Source organism: Rhizobium mulingense (assembly GCF_029194105.1).
GTDB classification, from domain to species: Bacteria; Pseudomonadota; Alphaproteobacteria; order Rhizobiales; family Rhizobiaceae; genus Rhizobium; species Rhizobium mulingense.
The window spans coordinates 873,648-887,458 of sequence record NZ_JARFVE010000002.1 but is presented as its reverse complement, the minus strand read 5'-3'; the positions used below and the strand labels follow the sequence as shown (position 1 = coordinate 887,458).

General features: G+C 63.4%; 16 protein-coding genes. 1 reads left to right on the top strand and 15 read right to left on the bottom strand.

Translation table 11 applies throughout. The features are described 5' to 3' along the window. Window positions 1-16 precede the first annotated feature (16 nt). The 14 genes from phnN to phnG all read right to left on the bottom strand — a co-directional run bounded on the left by phnN (window position 17) and on the right by phnG (window position 12,219). The gene (gene phnN / locus PYR71_RS04535; protein ID WP_275618383.1) at window positions 17-613 is read right to left on the bottom strand and encodes a phosphonate metabolism protein/1,5-bisphosphokinase (PRPP-forming) PhnN; all 597 of its coding nucleotides are present in this window, start codon (window positions 611-613) and stop codon (window positions 17-19) included. Beyond that, window positions 610-1,749: an alpha-D-ribose 1-methylphosphonate 5-triphosphate diphosphatase gene (locus tag PYR71_RS04530; protein ID WP_275618382.1), complete on the bottom strand. Its 1,140-nt coding sequence runs from the start codon at window positions 1,747-1,749 to the stop codon at window positions 610-612. The genes phnN and PYR71_RS04530 overlap by 4 nt, the downstream gene beginning before the upstream one ends. A 13-nt stretch (window positions 1,750-1,762) precedes the next feature. Next, on the bottom strand, window positions 1,763-2,458 hold the full coding sequence (locus PYR71_RS04525; RefSeq protein WP_275618381.1) for a DUF1045 domain-containing protein: 696 nt from the start codon (window positions 2,456-2,458) through the stop codon (window positions 1,763-1,765). Between the two features lie 141 nt (window positions 2,459-2,599). Next, window positions 2,600-3,943 (bottom strand): phosphonate ABC transporter, permease protein PhnE, encoded by a 1,344-nt coding sequence (gene phnE / locus PYR71_RS04520; protein WP_275618380.1) that lies wholly within the window; start codon window positions 3,941-3,943, stop codon window positions 2,600-2,602. A gap of 7 nt (window positions 3,944-3,950) precedes the next feature. Then, window positions 3,951-4,910, bottom strand: a complete 960-nt coding sequence (gene phnE, locus PYR71_RS04515) for a phosphonate ABC transporter, permease protein PhnE (protein ID WP_275618379.1) — start codon at window positions 4,908-4,910, stop codon at window positions 3,951-3,953. 66 nt (window positions 4,911-4,976) lie between these two features. Next, on the bottom strand, window positions 4,977-5,882 hold the full coding sequence (gene phnD / locus PYR71_RS04510) for a phosphonate ABC transporter substrate-binding protein (protein WP_275618378.1): 906 nt from the start codon (window positions 5,880-5,882) through the stop codon (window positions 4,977-4,979). Window positions 5,883-5,965: 83 nt separating this feature from the next. Continuing rightward, complete coding sequence (phnC, locus tag PYR71_RS04505) at window positions 5,966-6,811, bottom strand: phosphonate ABC transporter ATP-binding protein (protein ID WP_275618462.1); 846 nt, start codon at window positions 6,809-6,811, stop codon at window positions 5,966-5,968. Window positions 6,812-6,929: 118 nt separating this feature from the next. Beyond that, on the bottom strand, window positions 6,930-7,547 hold the full coding sequence (locus PYR71_RS04500) for a DapH/DapD/GlmU-related protein (RefSeq protein WP_275618377.1): 618 nt from the start codon (window positions 7,545-7,547) through the stop codon (window positions 6,930-6,932). Next, window positions 7,544-8,251, bottom strand: a complete 708-nt coding sequence (gene phnL, locus PYR71_RS04495; protein WP_275618376.1) for a phosphonate C-P lyase system protein PhnL — start codon at window positions 8,249-8,251, stop codon at window positions 7,544-7,546. The genes PYR71_RS04500 and phnL overlap by 4 nt, the downstream gene beginning before the upstream one ends. Window positions 8,252-8,378: 127 nt before the next feature. After that, entirely contained in the window at window positions 8,379-9,155 is a 777-nt protein-coding gene (gene phnK / locus PYR71_RS04490; RefSeq protein WP_275618375.1) for a phosphonate C-P lyase system protein PhnK, read from the bottom strand. Then, on the bottom strand, window positions 9,152-10,027 hold the full coding sequence (locus tag PYR71_RS04485) for an alpha-D-ribose 1-methylphosphonate 5-phosphate C-P-lyase PhnJ (protein ID WP_275618374.1): 876 nt from the start codon (window positions 10,025-10,027) through the stop codon (window positions 9,152-9,154). Before PYR71_RS04485 ends, phnK begins: the two co-directional genes overlap by 4 nt. Then, window positions 10,024-11,130, bottom strand: coding sequence for a carbon-phosphorus lyase complex subunit (locus tag PYR71_RS04480; RefSeq protein ID WP_275618373.1), 1,107 nt, complete (start codon window positions 11,128-11,130; stop codon window positions 10,024-10,026). The genes PYR71_RS04485 and PYR71_RS04480 overlap by 4 nt, the downstream gene beginning before the upstream one ends. Before the next feature lie 4 nt (window positions 11,131-11,134). Beyond that, window positions 11,135-11,743, bottom strand: a complete 609-nt coding sequence (phnH, locus tag PYR71_RS04475; protein WP_275618372.1) for a phosphonate C-P lyase system protein PhnH — start codon at window positions 11,741-11,743, stop codon at window positions 11,135-11,137. Beyond that, entirely contained in the window at window positions 11,743-12,219 is a 477-nt protein-coding gene (gene phnG / locus PYR71_RS04470; RefSeq protein WP_275618371.1) for a phosphonate C-P lyase system protein PhnG, read from the bottom strand. The genes phnH and phnG overlap by 1 nt, the downstream gene beginning before the upstream one ends. 161 nt (window positions 12,220-12,380) lie before the next feature. On the opposite strand from phnG, the gene phnF reads away from it, so the two are divergent. Beyond that, window positions 12,381-13,118 (top strand): phosphonate metabolism transcriptional regulator PhnF, encoded by a 738-nt coding sequence (gene phnF, locus PYR71_RS04465; RefSeq protein WP_275618370.1) that lies wholly within the window; start codon window positions 12,381-12,383, stop codon window positions 13,116-13,118. Between the two features lie 45 nt (window positions 13,119-13,163). On the opposite strand, the gene PYR71_RS04460 is transcribed toward phnF, so the two are convergent. Next, window positions 13,164-13,799 carry a 2,3-bisphosphoglycerate-dependent phosphoglycerate mutase gene (locus PYR71_RS04460; RefSeq protein WP_275618369.1) on the bottom strand — a complete coding sequence of 212 codons (636 nt, stop codon included), beginning with the start codon at window positions 13,797-13,799 and terminating at the stop codon, window positions 13,164-13,166. Window positions 13,800-13,811: the final 12 nt, after the last annotated feature.

Genomic DNA, 13,811 nt, shown 5'->3' with positions numbered 1-13,811 from the left:
TGCCTCTCTGCTGTGGTCAATGCACCTCGGCGAGCAGCCCGTCGAGGATCGCGACCATCTTCTGTTTGGCCTCTTCGAGCGAGCCGCTATTGTCGAGCTCCGTCACGTCGTAGTCGCCGCGCACCGTCAGCGGCCCGCGGGCGAGTCTCGCCATGATATCCTCATGCGTCTCGCGTCCGCGCGCCTCCAGCCGGCTGGCGAGCACTTCCGGGCGGGCGGTGACGTTGATCACCTTGAGCCGCGGGAAAGCGGCCTGGAAACGGTGAAGTGCCGAACGCGAACCATTGGCGACAACGACATGGCCGCGAGACAGTGCCACCGAGACCTCGGCCGGAATACCGTATTTCAGACCGTGCGCCTCCCACCAGACGGCGAAGGAGCCCGATTGTTCCATCGCCGTAAAGCCTTGGAGGGAGACGGAAAGATGGTCTTCGCCGCCGGCGTCGCGGTGGCGGGTGATGACGCGGCGGGTGAAGTGAACGTCGGCGCGGCCGGCGAAATGCCGGGCGGCAAGATTCATCAGCGTGTCCTTGCCGGCGCCGCTCGGCCCGACGACGACGACCATGATGCCGCGCTCGGCGCCGGCTCCGGGATGGGGTTCGTGCGGCGTCATGCGACACGGCGTCCTTGGCGCCAGACGGAGCGTGTGACCGGCACGCCGTGCGAGCGGTGGACACGGACGAGATCGGCGCGCAGCCCGGTCGCGATCCGGCCTCGATCATCGAGGCTGACGGTGCGGGCAGGCGTCGACGTCACCATCGCGATCGCTTTCGGAAGGGTGATGCTTTCCACCTCGTCGGCGAGGATGAAGGGAGCATGCAGCAGGCTGAGCGGTACGTAGTCGGAGGACAGCACGTCGAGCACGCCCATTTCGGCGAGATCGCGGGCGGCGATATTGCCGGAATGGGATTTCCCGCGCACGATGTTGGGCGCGCCCATCAGCACGCTCATGCCGCGCTCGTGCGATGCCCTGGCGGCATCGAAGCTGGTCGGGAATTCGGCAAGCCGCACGCCGTTATCGATGGCCTCGTCGACATGGGCGAGTGTGGCGTCGTCATGGCTTGCAACGGTGATGCCGCGTTCAGCGCAGACCTTGGCGATGGCGTTGCGGTGCGGCGTCGAATTGCGCGCCGATTCCGCCTGGCGCTTAGCGACGAAACGGGCAAAGACCTCGTCGCTCAGACCCCGCTTCTTCTGGTAATAGAAGATATATTGATCCATCGTCTGGAACTGCCGCTGGCCGGGCGCATGATCCATCAGCGAGACCAGCCGCACATGGTGGTCGTTTTCGAAATCGGCGAAATGTTCGAGCACGTTGTCGGCCGAGACCTCACAGCGCAGGTGCAGCAGGTGTTCGGCGCGCAGCCGGCCTTCCTTCTCCGCCGACTGGATCGCATCCGCCATCTCGCGCATTTCGCCATGTTCGAAACCGCCATCCTCATCCGCACCCATGCGCAGGCAGTCGAACACCGTGGTAATGCCCGATGTGACGATCTGGGCGTCATGCGCCTGGACCGCCGCGGTCTTGTTCCAGCGAATGCCGGGACGCGGCTGGTAATGGCCTTCGAGATGGTCGGTATGCAGCTCGACAAGGCCGGGAATGATGTAGTCGCCTTCAAAATCTTCGCCGGCTACCGAATTTCCCTCTGAAATGTCGGCGATCTTGCCGTCGCGAATGAGAATCGAGCCTGCGAGGATGTCATCCTCGAGAACGATGCGGGCGTTGGAAAACACGGTCTCTTTGCTCATCTCGTCAGGTCTTTCAGCTTTTGGCGCCGGAAAGCGGCAGCCAGGAATGGACTTTGAACGGGGCGCCGCGCGTCTCCTCGACGAAGACGGCAAGGCCGGAAATCGAAAGCGGCCGGCCGGTGAAATCGGCAAAACGCTCGGTCAGAATCGCTTTCATCACCTCGGCGCGTGTCTCGGGCACTTGGCCGCTCAGTGTCATGTGGAAGCCGAAATCCTCCATGACGTAAGGATAACCCCAGCGCTGCAGATTGGCGCGCTGGCTGTCGCTGAGCTTCTCCGGGTTGCGCCGCGCGATATCGGCCGGAGAAAGCGTTGCGCGGAACGGCTCGAAGGACTTTACCACCTTCGCGGCGAAATCCTGAAGAGGTTGATGAAGAGAAGCGGGAATGAGGGCAAAAAAACGGCCGAGCTGGCCGAGTACCAGTTCGGGAATCTCGAAGGCAGGCGTGCGCGAGGCAAACTCCTCGGCAACTGTCAGGAGGTCCTTCTCGGTGACCGAAGCGGCGAGCGAAAACGGCGCCTTGATCGTCGCATGAAAGCCGTAGCGGCGCGGATCGGCGGTCAGCTCGAACTGCTCCGCCTGGCCGAGCCGCTCATGATCCGGAGCAGCATAGGTCTCACCGCTGAACGCATCGCGGCCGAGCCAGAGCGAGGCCGCGCCGGTCAGGGGATCATCCTTCGGCGGCGAGAAATAGAGAGCGTAGCGCAAGGCTTTTATCCTGGGGATCGTCGAAACGGGGAGCGCAATGTGCAGTGATTTGGCGGCGAACCGCAAGCAGGTCCCGGCTAAAAGATTTCCGTGACAGAATGATGATGACGGCAGCACCGCCATCGCCTTTTGGCCTGGGGATCAGTGCGCTTTCGTGCCCATCAGCCGATGGCGCAGCGCATTCGAGGCGGCGTCGAAAAGGAAGACGACGATCAGGATCAGAATGACCATGTAAGCGACGTTTTCCCAGTTGGCATTGGTACGCATGGCCTCCCAGAGTTTGAGGCCGATGCCGCCCGCACCGACGGCGCCGATGATGGTTGCGCCGCGCACGTTGGATTCCCATTGATAGAGCGTCTGGCTGACGATAACGGGAACGATCTGCGGCATAATGCCGTAACGATGGACGAGCACGGTCTCGGCACCGGTCGATTTGACGCCCTCCCGCGGCTTGTTATCGATGTTTTCGAGCCCTTCGGAATAGAGCTTGCCGAGTGTGCCGGTCTCGGTGAGAAAGATCGCGCCGCTGCCGGCAAGCGGGCCGGGACCGAAGGCGCGCGTCAGGAACAGCGCCCAGATCAGCATGTCGACCGAGCGCAGGAAATCGAAGAAGCGCTTCAGCACCTGGTTCAGGAAGCGGTTCGGCGTGATGTTGCGCGCTGCCATGAAGGCGAGCGGGAAGGCGGTAAGCGCGCCGAGCAGCGTTCCGAGGAACGCCATGACGATCGTCTGGAAAAGCTTGGTCCAGACGTCGCCATGCTGCCATTCGCTGTTGTTCCAGATGTCGTCGAAGGCGAGCGACAGGTTGGATTGGTCGGGCTTGATGCGCGGCCCGGAGACGATGAGGCTGATAACCTCGCCGACTGGCTTGTCGAAGAAGGACGATTGCGTATCGAAGATGAAATTCGCCCAGCCGATGAACCGCTTGCGGATTTTCACCCGGTCGACGGATATGCTGACATTGCCGGCAAAGCCGAGATCGGCGAGCACATTGTCGTCATAAACCGTCATCCAGCCGGGCACCGGCCCGACGACTTTCGGCGCGCCGCCGGAAAGCTCGACCGGGACGCTGACGCCGTGCGCGGTGACGATCGTCTCGCTCTTCGAGACGGTGACGCTGCGGCTGGTGCCGCTGATCGAAACGGTGATGCTGCCGTCGGGATTGTTAATCAGCCAGTCAGGATGCGGATTGTCGCCGAGCGGCGAGAAACGCGGATAACGCACCTCGATGGAGCCGTCATCCCCGATGCGGAATTCCGGCTGCACGTCGTAGCTCACCCATTGGCTGAGATAGATGCCGACGCGCTCCCAATGGGCCTCGGCAAAAAGTTTGGGCAGGTCGAAGAACCAGACGGCATAGAGGCTGTAGAGCAGCGTCGCGATGACGATCATCAGCCCGCCGAAACGCTGGCGGAACGACCGGTGGAAATATTCCGGATAGCGCGTTTCGATCTCATGCATGCGGTTGGCGTCGATCACCGTCATGGCGGCCTCAATGTTGCAGGAGGAAGGCATGATCGCCGACGAGCCGGCGGCGCAGCCATGCGGAGAACTGGTCGACGGCGACGATCGTCACGAAGAGCAGCAGAACGAGCGCCATCGTCTTGGCGCCGAAGCCGCGCGAGATCGAAAGCTTCAGTTCCTCGCCGATGCCGCCGCCGCCCACAGCGCCGATGATGGTCGAGGCGCGCACGTTGATCTCCAGGCGCAGCAGCGCGTAGGAGGTGAAATTCGGCAGCACCTGCGGCAGGGCGGCGAAGCGCACGCGCTCCCACCAGTTGGCGCCGACGGCTTTCATGCCCTCATCGGGCTTCATGTCGATATTCTCGCCCACTTCATAGAAAAGTTTACCGAGCGCGCCGATCGTATGCAGGGTGATGGCAATGATGGCGGCGACCGGTCCGATCGACAGGATCGCCGAAAACAGACCGGCGATGACGATCTCGGGGAAGGCGCGCAGGAATTCCATCAGCCGCTTGGTGAAGATGCGCAGCGGCCATGAACTCGTCAGGTTGCGGGCGGCAAAGAAGCTCAAGGGAACGGCAAAGATGAAGGCGATGATGGTCGAGATCAGCGCCACGTTGATGGTGACGATCATCAGCTCGAAATATTCGGGAATGTAGAAGGCGCCCCAGACGTAGACGCGGCCCTTGTCGAAATTGAATTCCTCGCCGCCTCTGTCGTTCACGCTTGCTATGTCGAACAGCGCGCGCCAGACGTCGTTCCAGTCCCTGGGGATGAGCCAGCTCAGGAAGTCGAAGAGATGCGGCAGGCGCTCGAAGAAATGGCCGGCATTGCTCTCGTCGGCGAAGCGGACGGAACTGACGAAAGCCGCAATGAGGATGATCAGGCCGAGGATGGTGTAGAAGCGGCGCTTGGCGATCATACGGTCCCAGGCGGTGCCGATCTCCTGCGTGCTCTGCATGTGCGGCTGTGTATCGGCAATAGTCATCAACGCCTCGCCCGGTTATAAGATAAGGGCGGCCGTTTCCGGCCGCCCCAGCATTCACGATGCCGATCAGCCGCCGATAGCAGCTTTGCGGACTTCAACGACGGCGTTGTAGAAGTCGTGCTTGACGGGCGAGTAGCCCTTGTAGTCGCCGCCTTCGACAGCCGCGAAGCACTTGTGATCCTTCTCCGGCAGAGCCGTGAAGAAGGCTGCAAGCTTCGTCTGCCAGTCCTGGCCGAGAGCGTTGCGAACGACGAGCGGGCCGTTCGGGATCAGCGGCGAACGCCAGACTTCGACCAGCTTGTTCGGATCGACGGCGCCCTTGTCGACTTCCTTGCGGAAGGTGCCGGAGGTGTAGCCGTCCTTGAAATCGCCGAGGCCCGACGAGTCGTCGACGGCGACGTCGACCTTGCCGTCATAGGCGGCAAGCAGGTTGTTCTCGTGGCCGCCGTTGAACTGCGTCGAGGCGAAGAACTTGTCGTTCGGCATGCCCGTGTCCTTCGGGATCTGCGTCAGCGGAACGAGGTAGCCCGAGGTGGAATCCGGATCGGCGTAGCCGAGCTTCTTGCCCTTGGCGTCCTTGATGGACTTGATGCCGGAGGATTTCAGCGCGAGGCCGATCGAGTAATAGCCGGTCGAGCCGTCCTTCTGCTGCGTCGTCAGGATCGGCGTGACAGCCTTCGGATCCTTGATGTAGACGGCTGCGTAGCCGGAAGCGCCGAGTTCGGCGAAGTCGAGCGTGCCGCCGAGCAGGCCCTGGATAACGCCGTCATAATCGGCGGCCGGGAACAGCGAGACCTTCTCGAAGCCGAATTCCTGCTTCAGGTGGTCGGCAAGGCAGGCATAGTTGCGCAGGCGGTCGGTTTCGTTTTCGCCGCCGAGGATGCCGATGCGGAATTCCTTGAGATCTGCAGCATGGCCGGCGCCGGCGAGCGCGAAGAGCGCCGTTGCCGCAAAGAGTGCTTTCTTCAACATGTGTCTCTCCTATTGACCGGTGTTTCCGGTGTCCCGTTACGAAGAAGTGTGCCCTTGACGCGGGCGCTCGATCGCGACCGTCTCTAAAGACCGGCCAGCGCCAGCGGTTGGATGCCGGCGGATTGGTTGTCTGCCCGTTCGGGAGCGATATTGATGGAGGTCGAGGTCATCGTTTCGTCGATGCCGGCGCCGTCCTTATCCGTCCCGTAGATCGCCTTCACCGCTTCGGCGGTGAGCTCCGAGGGCTTGCCGTCGAAGACGACGCGGCCGCCGGCCATGCCGACGATGCGCTCACAATAGTTGCGGGCGGTATCGAGCGTGTGGAGGTTGGTGATGACGGTGATGCCCTCGCGTTCGTTGATATCGCGCAGCGCATCCATGACGATCTTGGCGTTCAGCGGGTCGAGCGAGGCGATCGGCTCGTCGGCGAGCACCATCTTCGGGTTCTGCATCAGCGCCCGGGCGATCGCCACGCGCTGCTGCTGGCCGCCGGAAAGCGTGCCGGCTGCCTGCAGCGCCGTCTGCTCGATGCCGAGGCGTTCCAGCGCTGCGATCGCATGCACGCGTTCCTCGCGGGTGAAGATGTTGAGCAGGCTCATCAGCGTCGAACGGTGGTTGAGGCGGCCGAGCATGACATTGGTGAGAACGTCGAGGCGCGGCACCAGGTTGAACTGCTGGAAGATCATCGCGCAGTCGCGCTGCCAGTTGCGCAGCGCCCGGCCGCGAAGCCCGGAGACCTCGACGCCGGAAAAATGAATGGAGCCGGAACTCGGCTCCTGCAGGCGGTTGATCATGCGCAGCAGCGTCGACTTGCCGGCGCCGGAGCGGCCGATGATGCCGACCATCTGGCCCTGGGGAATGTCGAGCGTGACGGCATCGACGGCGAGCTTTTTTCCGAACCGACGTGTGACATCCTTCAGCTCGAACATCATGCTCTTCCCTTGCGATCCAGGCCTTTGTCAGCATCGCATTAGTCCCGCTTGATGAACCTCCAATGTCATATTTGTGTAAGTCGTGTCACAAATCCCGGCACCGTGGCGGCAGTATCTAGCCCTCGTAGCGCGACAGAAAATCTTCCGCGCTCAGGTTGCGGAAATCCTGGAGCGCCAGGCGCAGACGGTCATGTTCCCAGTCCCACCAGGCGAGCCTGTCCATGCGCTCGCCGACCTCTTTGGGAAAGCGCTCGCGGATCAATTTAGCCGGCACACCGCCGACGATCGCATAGGGCGCGACGTCCTTCGAAACGACGGCGCCGGCCCCGATCACCGCGCCGTTGCCGACGCTGACGCCGGGCAGGATGGTCGCCCCATGGCCGATCCAGACGTCGTTGCCGATCGTCACCCGGTTTGCGCGCCGCCAGGCGAAGAAGTCCTGCTCCATGTCGCCGTCCGGCCAGTAGTCGGCGGCGCGGTAGGTGAAATGATGCAGCGTCGCCCGCCAGGTCGGATGGTTGGTGGCGTTGATGCGCACGGCGGCGGCGATATTGACGAACTTGCCGATCGTCGCGCACCAGACCGAGCCGTCCTGCATGATGTAGGAATAGTCGCCGAAGGTGGCTTCGCTGATGCGGCAGCGTTCGGAGACCTCGGTATAGCGCCCGAAGGTGGAATCGCTGACGGCGGCTGTTTCGTGAATATAGGGCTCGACACCCAGCTTGCGGCTCATGCGGCAATCTTTCCCGGTGAGAACTGCTGGACGTCGAGGATGCGGTCGGCGACCGCCTCGCGCACCTCCTCATCGTGAAAGATGCCGAGAAGGGCGACACCCGCCTGCTTCTTTTCCGCGATCATGCCGACGACGACGGCGCGGTTTTTCGCGTCGAGCGAGGCGGTGGGTTCGTCGAGAAGCAGGATCGTGTGCTCGGTGATGAAGCCGCGGGCGATGTTGACGCGTTGCTGCTCGCCGCCGGAGAAGGTCGCGGGCGGCAGCTGCCAGAGTGTTTCCGGCAGATTGAGCCGGGCCAGCAGGGCGCCCGCTTTTTCTCGTGCCGTGGCGGCTGCTTCGCCGCGCGCCACCAGCGGTTCGGCGACCACGTCGATCGCCGCCACGCGCGGCACGGTGCGCAGGAACTGGCTGACATAGCCGAGCGTATGGCGCCGCACATTGAGCACGGTGCGCGGATCGGCGGAGGCCAGATCGACGATGCGCCCATCGTGGCGGATAAGGATCTGGCCGGTGTCGACGGCATAATTGCCGTAGATCATCTTCAGCAGCGAGCTCTTGCCGATGCCCGAGGGGCCGCCGAGCACGACGCATTCGCCCGCTGCGACCGAAAAGGCGACATCGGAGACGACGGGCAGTTTGATGCCGTCGCGCAGATGCATGGTGAAGCTCTTCGAGACTTCGGAAACGACGAGGGGCGTTGGCATGATGTCTTCTTTCTAGAGCAATGCCGGGAAAAGTGCGAAGCGGTTTTCCGTCCGGAATTGCGTAAAAACAAAAGGTTAGAGCGGTTCTGCGCTTCGACGAAAACTGAACCGCTCTAGGTTTCGGACCTCAGACCTGCAGGATCGAGGAGACGAGCAACTGCGTGTAGGGTTCTCTGGGATCGTCGAGCACCCGGTCGGTGAGGCCGTGTTCGATGACGTAGCCGTCCTTCATCACCATCATCCGATGCGAGAGCAGGCGGGCGACAGCGAGATCGTGGGTGACGATGATGGCCGAGAGGCCGAGATCGTTGACGAGGCCGCGCACGAGATCGAGCAGGCGCGCCTGCACCGAGACATCGAGGCCGCCTGTGGGTTCATCCATGAAGACCAGGCGCGGGCCGGTGACGAGGTTGCGGGCGATCTGCAGGCGCTGGCGCATGCCGCCGGAAAAGGCGCGCGGCTGGTCGTCGATGCGGTCGGCATCGATCTCGACGCGCTCGAGCCAGTCGATCGCCGAGGCGCGGATCTTGCCGTAGTGCCGGTCGCCGATCTCCATCAGCCGTTCACCGACATTGGCGCCGGCCGAGACCGCCATGCGCAGGCCGTCGGCCGGGTTCTGGTGCACGAAACCCCAGTCGGTGCGCATCAGGAAGCGCCGCTCGGCCTCGTTCATGCGGTAGAGATCGCGGTAGCTGCCGTCGCGCATGTGGTATTCGACGCTGCCGGTCGTCGGCATCAGCCGGGTCGAGAGGCAGTTCAGCAGCGTCGTCTTGCCGGAGCCGGACTCGCCGACGATGGCCAGCACTTCGCCGGGCCAGAGCTCGAAGGAGATGTTCCGGCAGCCGATGCGGTTGCCGTAGAATTTCGAAACGTCATGGACTTTGAGAAGCGGTGTGTCGGTCATTCTGCAGCCTCCCGGGCCAGCATTTCGCCGGCATGCCCCTGTGCGCGGCGGTCTTCGCAATGGTCGGTATCGGAGCAGACGAACATGCGCCCGCCCTTGTCGTCGAGAATGACCTCATCGAGGTAGACCTCTTCTGCGCCGCAAAGGGCGCAGGGTTTGCCGAAGCGCTGGATTTCGAAGGGATGGTCTTCAAAGTCCAGGCTGACGACGTCGGTATAGGGCGGCACCGCATAGATGCGCTTCTCGCGTCCGGCGCCGAAAAGCTGCAGCGCTTCCGACCTGTGCATCTTCGGATTATCGAACTTCGGTGTCGGCGAGGGATCCATGACGTAGCGGCCATGCACCTTGACGGGATAGGCATAGGTCGTGGCGATGCGGCCGTTATGGGCGATGTCCTCGTAGAGCTTCACATGCATCAGGCCGTATTCCTCGAGCGCATGCATCTTGCGCGTCTCGGTCTCGCGCGGTTCGAGGAAGCGCAGCGGTTCCGGGATCGGCACCTGATAGACGAGCACCTGGCCGGTTCCGAGCTTTTCCTCGGGGATGCGGTGGCGCGTCTGGATGATCGTCGCCTCGCTGGTGTGCGTCGTCACCGCGACATTGGCGACCTTCTGGAAGAAGGCGCGGATGGACACGGCATTGGTCGTGTCGTCGGCGCCCTGGTCGATGACCTTGAGCACGTCATCAGGTCCGATGATCGAGGCCGTCACCTGCACGCCGCCGGTGCCCCAGCCATAAGGCATCGGCATCTCGCGCGAGGCGAAAGGCACCTGGTAGCCCGGAATGGCGATCGCCTTCAGGATGGCGCGGCGGATCATCCGCTTGGTCTGTTCGTCGAGATAGGCGAAGTTGTAGCTGGCCAGATCGCTCATTCGGCGGCTTCCTTCATGTCTTCGCCACCGTTGCGGGCGGCTTCGAATTCGCGGCGCATGCGGCGGACGAGATCGAGCTCGGCCTGGAAGTCCACGTAATGCGGAAGCTTCAGGTGCTCGACGAAGCCCGTCGCTTGAACGTTGTCGGAATGCGAGATGACGAATTCCTCGTCCTGGGCCGGCGCGGTGATATCCTCGCCGAGTTCTTCGGCGCGCAGCGCCCGATCGACGAGCGACATCGCCATCGCCTTGCGCTCGCTCTGGCCAAACACCAGGCCGTAGCCGCGGGTAAACTGCGGCGGCGCCTTGGCCGACCCCTTGAACTGGTTGACCATCTGGCATTCGGTGATCTGGATCGTACCGAGCGAGACGGCGAAACCGAGTTCCGGCACGTCGAATTCGACTTCGACCTCGCCGATGCGGATCTCACCGGTGAAGGGATGGTTGCGGCCGTAGCCGCGCTGGGTGGAGTAACCGAGCGCCAGCAGAAAGCCTTCGTCGCCGCGGGCGAGCGCCTGCAGGCGAAGGTCACGGCTCATCGGGAATTCCATCGGCTCGCGCGTCAGGTCGCTGACCTCGTGATCCTCCGGCATGTCGCCATCGGTCTCAATCAGGCCCTCTTCGCCGAGGATTTCCGAGACTCGCATGACGCGGCCGGTCTCGGCGGCGCGCTGCGCCGGCGTCTCGACCGCTTCGTCGGCAAGCAGCGATGGATCGAGCAGCCGGTGGGTATAGTCGAAGGTCGGCCCGAGGAGCTGGCCGCCCGGGAGATCCTTGTAGGTCGCCGAGATACGGCGTTCGATCGTCATATCAGCCGTGTCGAGCGGCCTGGAATAGCCGAAGCGCGGCAGCGTCGTGCGGTAGGCGCGCAGCAGGAAGATCGCCTCGATCATATCGCCGCGCGACTGGCGGATGGCGAGCGCGGCGAGCGTGCGGTCGAAAAGCGAGGCTTCCGCCATGACACGGTCGACGGCAAGCGCCAGCTGCGCGACGATCTGGTCGATGCCGATCGCCGGCAGCGAACGGTCGCCGCGCCTGCGGTCGGCAAGCAGGCGGTGGGCATTGGCAATGGCGGCTTCGCCACCCTTGACGGCAACATACATGAGCTCAGATCTCCGTTGCTGTGATCTTGGTGGTGCGCGGCAGGCAGAGGAAGCGCTCGTCCGATGTCAGCACGATGTCGATGCCGCGCGGAAAGGGCGCGCGGTTCTCGGTCCAGAGCCGAAGGAAGGTCTCCGGCATCCCAACAGGTGCGATCTCTGTCACACTCTGGATGCCGGGGCCGATCAGCGCCAGTCCGCGGCCACCTTCGAGGGCGGAAAGTTCGATGATGAGCGTCGTCGAGCGGTCGGGATATTCCTGCGTGCCAGAGGCGAAGAGGCCGAAGGGGCAAAGCGCGGCACCGGCTTCGATGAAGGCGAAGCGTGCCTCGGCCTTCTCCGTGGTCAGCGGCGCGCCGGCGTGGAAGCCGAGCCATTCCGGCACAGCGGATTTCGTCAGCCCCGGCGAAAGCCAGACCGGCGTGTCGTGGTCGCAAAGCGTCAGCGCGATCGCGCCGGCGGCAATGCCGAGCGGCGCAGGCGGTGTGACATCGGGCTGAACGGTCTGGATCGTGCCGGGACGGGCCATGCCATCCATCAGCATCTTGAAGACGCTCTGGGCGTGGAAGACCGGCTCTGCAAAGCCGCCGGTCAAGGCTTCCATGTTGAAATCCATCAGTTGTCTCCCCGCACCATGGTGAAGAAATCGACGCGGGTCGCCGCCGTCTCGTCGGCCTTACGGCGTTCGGCAGCGGCGATCCGCTCAGTGATCGGTAAAAGCAGCGCCCGTTCGACGAAATCCTTCGTCGCTTCCTCCTGCCACAGCGCATCGAAGATCGCCGCCAGGCGCGCCTTCTCGCGGTCGGTGCCGAGCGCCTGCGCATGGCCGACCGAGCCGGAGTCGAGCCGGACCGTCGCGCGCGTGACCGTCACCTCGCCAAGATTGAAGGGAGCGCCGCCGCCGCCGATGCGTCCGCGCACCATCACCAGCCCGGTCTCCGGTCCACGAACCGGATGCGCCGCAGGCTTTTGCGGCAACGCATCCCAGGCCGCCGAGAGTTCGCTGCGTTCTGCGCGCGCCAACAGATCGGCGGCGCGTTTGCGCCCCGATGCCATCTGTGACGCAGCGTTGTTCCTGTCCGCTGATTTCATCGCCGCTTTCCTCGAAATGTCTATTGATATAGACAACCGCACAAGTTAGACTTATTCCTAAAACGATGCCGTGACAAGCGTGTGACACCCTGGAGCGCCTCCGCGTCCTTTCAGGCGTGTGAAGGGTGTTAAAAGGCGCGAAATGGCAGGGCGGGGATGGAATGGCGGGATTGAATCAGGTGCAAAGGCAGACCGGCGTGGCGCTCTGGCGTCAGATCGCCGACCGAATTCGCGAGGCGATCGGCAACGGCGCCTATGACGAAACCGGAATGGTGCCACCCGAAACCGTCCTGGCGCTGCAATTCGGCGTCAACCGGCATACGGTGCGTAGCGCATTGGCAGCCTTGGCGCAGGAAGGCATCGTTCGTGCGGTGCAAGGTCGCGGCACGCTGATCGAGCGCAAGGAGCGGCTGAGCTTCCCGATCACCCGGCGCACGCGTTTTACCGCCGGCATTGGCGATCAGGCGCGCGAGATGCGCAGCCTGCTGCTGGATGAGGTGACGGAGGAGGCGAGCGCCGAGGTCGCCCGTTGGCTGGGCCTGAAGCCGGGCGCACAGGTGATCCGGCTGGAAACGTTGCGCGAGGCCGACAGGCGGCCGGTGTCAAAGGCGACGAGCTGGTTTCCCGCCGAGCGTTTCGCCGGGATCGGCGAGGCCTACCGTAAACATCAATCGATCACCAAAGCTTTCGCCGAACTTGGGCTGGCGGATTATGTTCGGGCGACGACCGAGGTGACGGCGGCCCATGCCGACACGGCCGATCTGGCCGATCTCGAACTCACCCCCGGTGCGATCCTTCTGATCGCCAAGGCGATGAATACCGATCTTGACGGCGTGCCGGTGCAATATTCGATCAGCCGGTTTGCGGCCGACCGGGTGCAGTTCACGATCGAGAATTGATACATGCGCCGTGCCAGCCGTCGTCGGCTGGCGCGGCGATTGGCTTCAATGTGCGCCGGACATGTCGCCGAGCACTTCCTTGGAAGCGACGGTGGAATCGGCGTTCAGCTTGTAGACCATGGGAACGCCGGTCGCGAGGTTGAGGGCAAGCACGCCTTCCTTGCTCAGCTTGTCGAGCACCATGACCAGCGAACGCAGCGAATTGCCGTGGGCGGCGACCAGCACCTTCTCGCCCCTGAGCACGCGCGGCAGGATATCGGTGAGATAATAAGGCCAGACGCGGGCGCCGGTATCGCGCAGGCTTTCGCCGCCGGGCGGCGGCACGTCGTAGGAACGGCGCCAGATATGCACCTGTTCCTCGCCCCATTTGGCGCGGGCGTCGTCCTTGTTCAGCCCGGAGAGATCGCCATAGTCCCGCTCGTTCAGCGCCTGGTCGCGGATCGTCGGCAGGTCGGGCTGGCCGACCTTGTCGAGGACGAGCTTCAGCGTGTGTTGGGCGCGCACCAGCGCCGACGTATAGGCGACGTCGAATTTGATCCCGTATTCGGCGAGTGCTGCGCCGCCGGCATTGGCTTCCTGGATGCCGAGCTCGGTCAGATCGGGATCCTTCCAGCCGGTGAAGAGATTCTTCAGGTTCCAGTCGCTCTGGCCGTGGCGAACGAGGACGAGGGTTCCGCTCATCAATATGTCTCC

Coding starts and splice junctions, on each gene's coding strand:
- phnN (WP_275618383.1), bottom strand. CDS start 613: ATGACGCCGCACGAACCCCATCCCGGAGCCGGCGCCGAGCGCGGCATC.
- PYR71_RS04530 (WP_275618382.1), bottom strand. CDS start 1,749: ATGAGCAAAGAGACCGTGTTTTCCAACGCCCGCATCGTTCTCGAGGAT.
- phnE (WP_275618380.1), bottom strand. CDS start 3,943: ATGACGGTGATCGACGCCAACCGCATGCATGAGATCGAAACGCGCTAT.
- phnE (WP_275618379.1), bottom strand. CDS start 4,910: ATGACTATTGCCGATACACAGCCGCACATGCAGAGCACGCAGGAGATC.
- phnD (WP_275618378.1), bottom strand. CDS start 5,882: ATGTTGAAGAAAGCACTCTTTGCGGCAACGGCGCTCTTCGCGCTCGCC.
- phnC (WP_275618462.1), bottom strand. CDS start 6,811: ATGTTCGAGCTGAAGGATGTCACACGTCGGTTCGGAAAAAAGCTCGCC.
- PYR71_RS04500 (WP_275618377.1), bottom strand. CDS start 7,547: ATGAGCCGCAAGCTGGGTGTCGAGCCCTATATTCACGAAACAGCCGCC.
- phnL (WP_275618376.1), bottom strand. CDS start 8,251: ATGCCAACGCCCCTCGTCGTTTCCGAAGTCTCGAAGAGCTTCACCATG.
- phnK (WP_275618375.1), bottom strand. CDS start 9,155: ATGACCGACACACCGCTTCTCAAAGTCCATGACGTTTCGAAATTCTAC.
- PYR71_RS04485 (WP_275618374.1), bottom strand. CDS start 10,027: ATGAGCGATCTGGCCAGCTACAACTTCGCCTATCTCGACGAACAGACC.
- PYR71_RS04480 (WP_275618373.1), bottom strand. CDS start 11,130: ATGTATGTTGCCGTCAAGGGTGGCGAAGCCGCCATTGCCAATGCCCAC.
- phnH (WP_275618372.1), bottom strand. CDS start 11,743: ATGGATTTCAACATGGAAGCCTTGACCGGCGGCTTTGCAGAGCCGGTC.
- phnG (WP_275618371.1), bottom strand. CDS start 12,219: ATGAAATCAGCGGACAGGAACAACGCTGCGTCACAGATGGCATCGGGG.
- phnF (WP_275618370.1), top strand. CDS start 12,381: ATGGCGGGATTGAATCAGGTGCAAAGGCAGACCGGCGTGGCGCTCTGG.
- PYR71_RS04460 (WP_275618369.1), bottom strand. CDS start 13,799: ATGAGCGGAACCCTCGTCCTCGTTCGCCACGGCCAGAGCGACTGGAAC.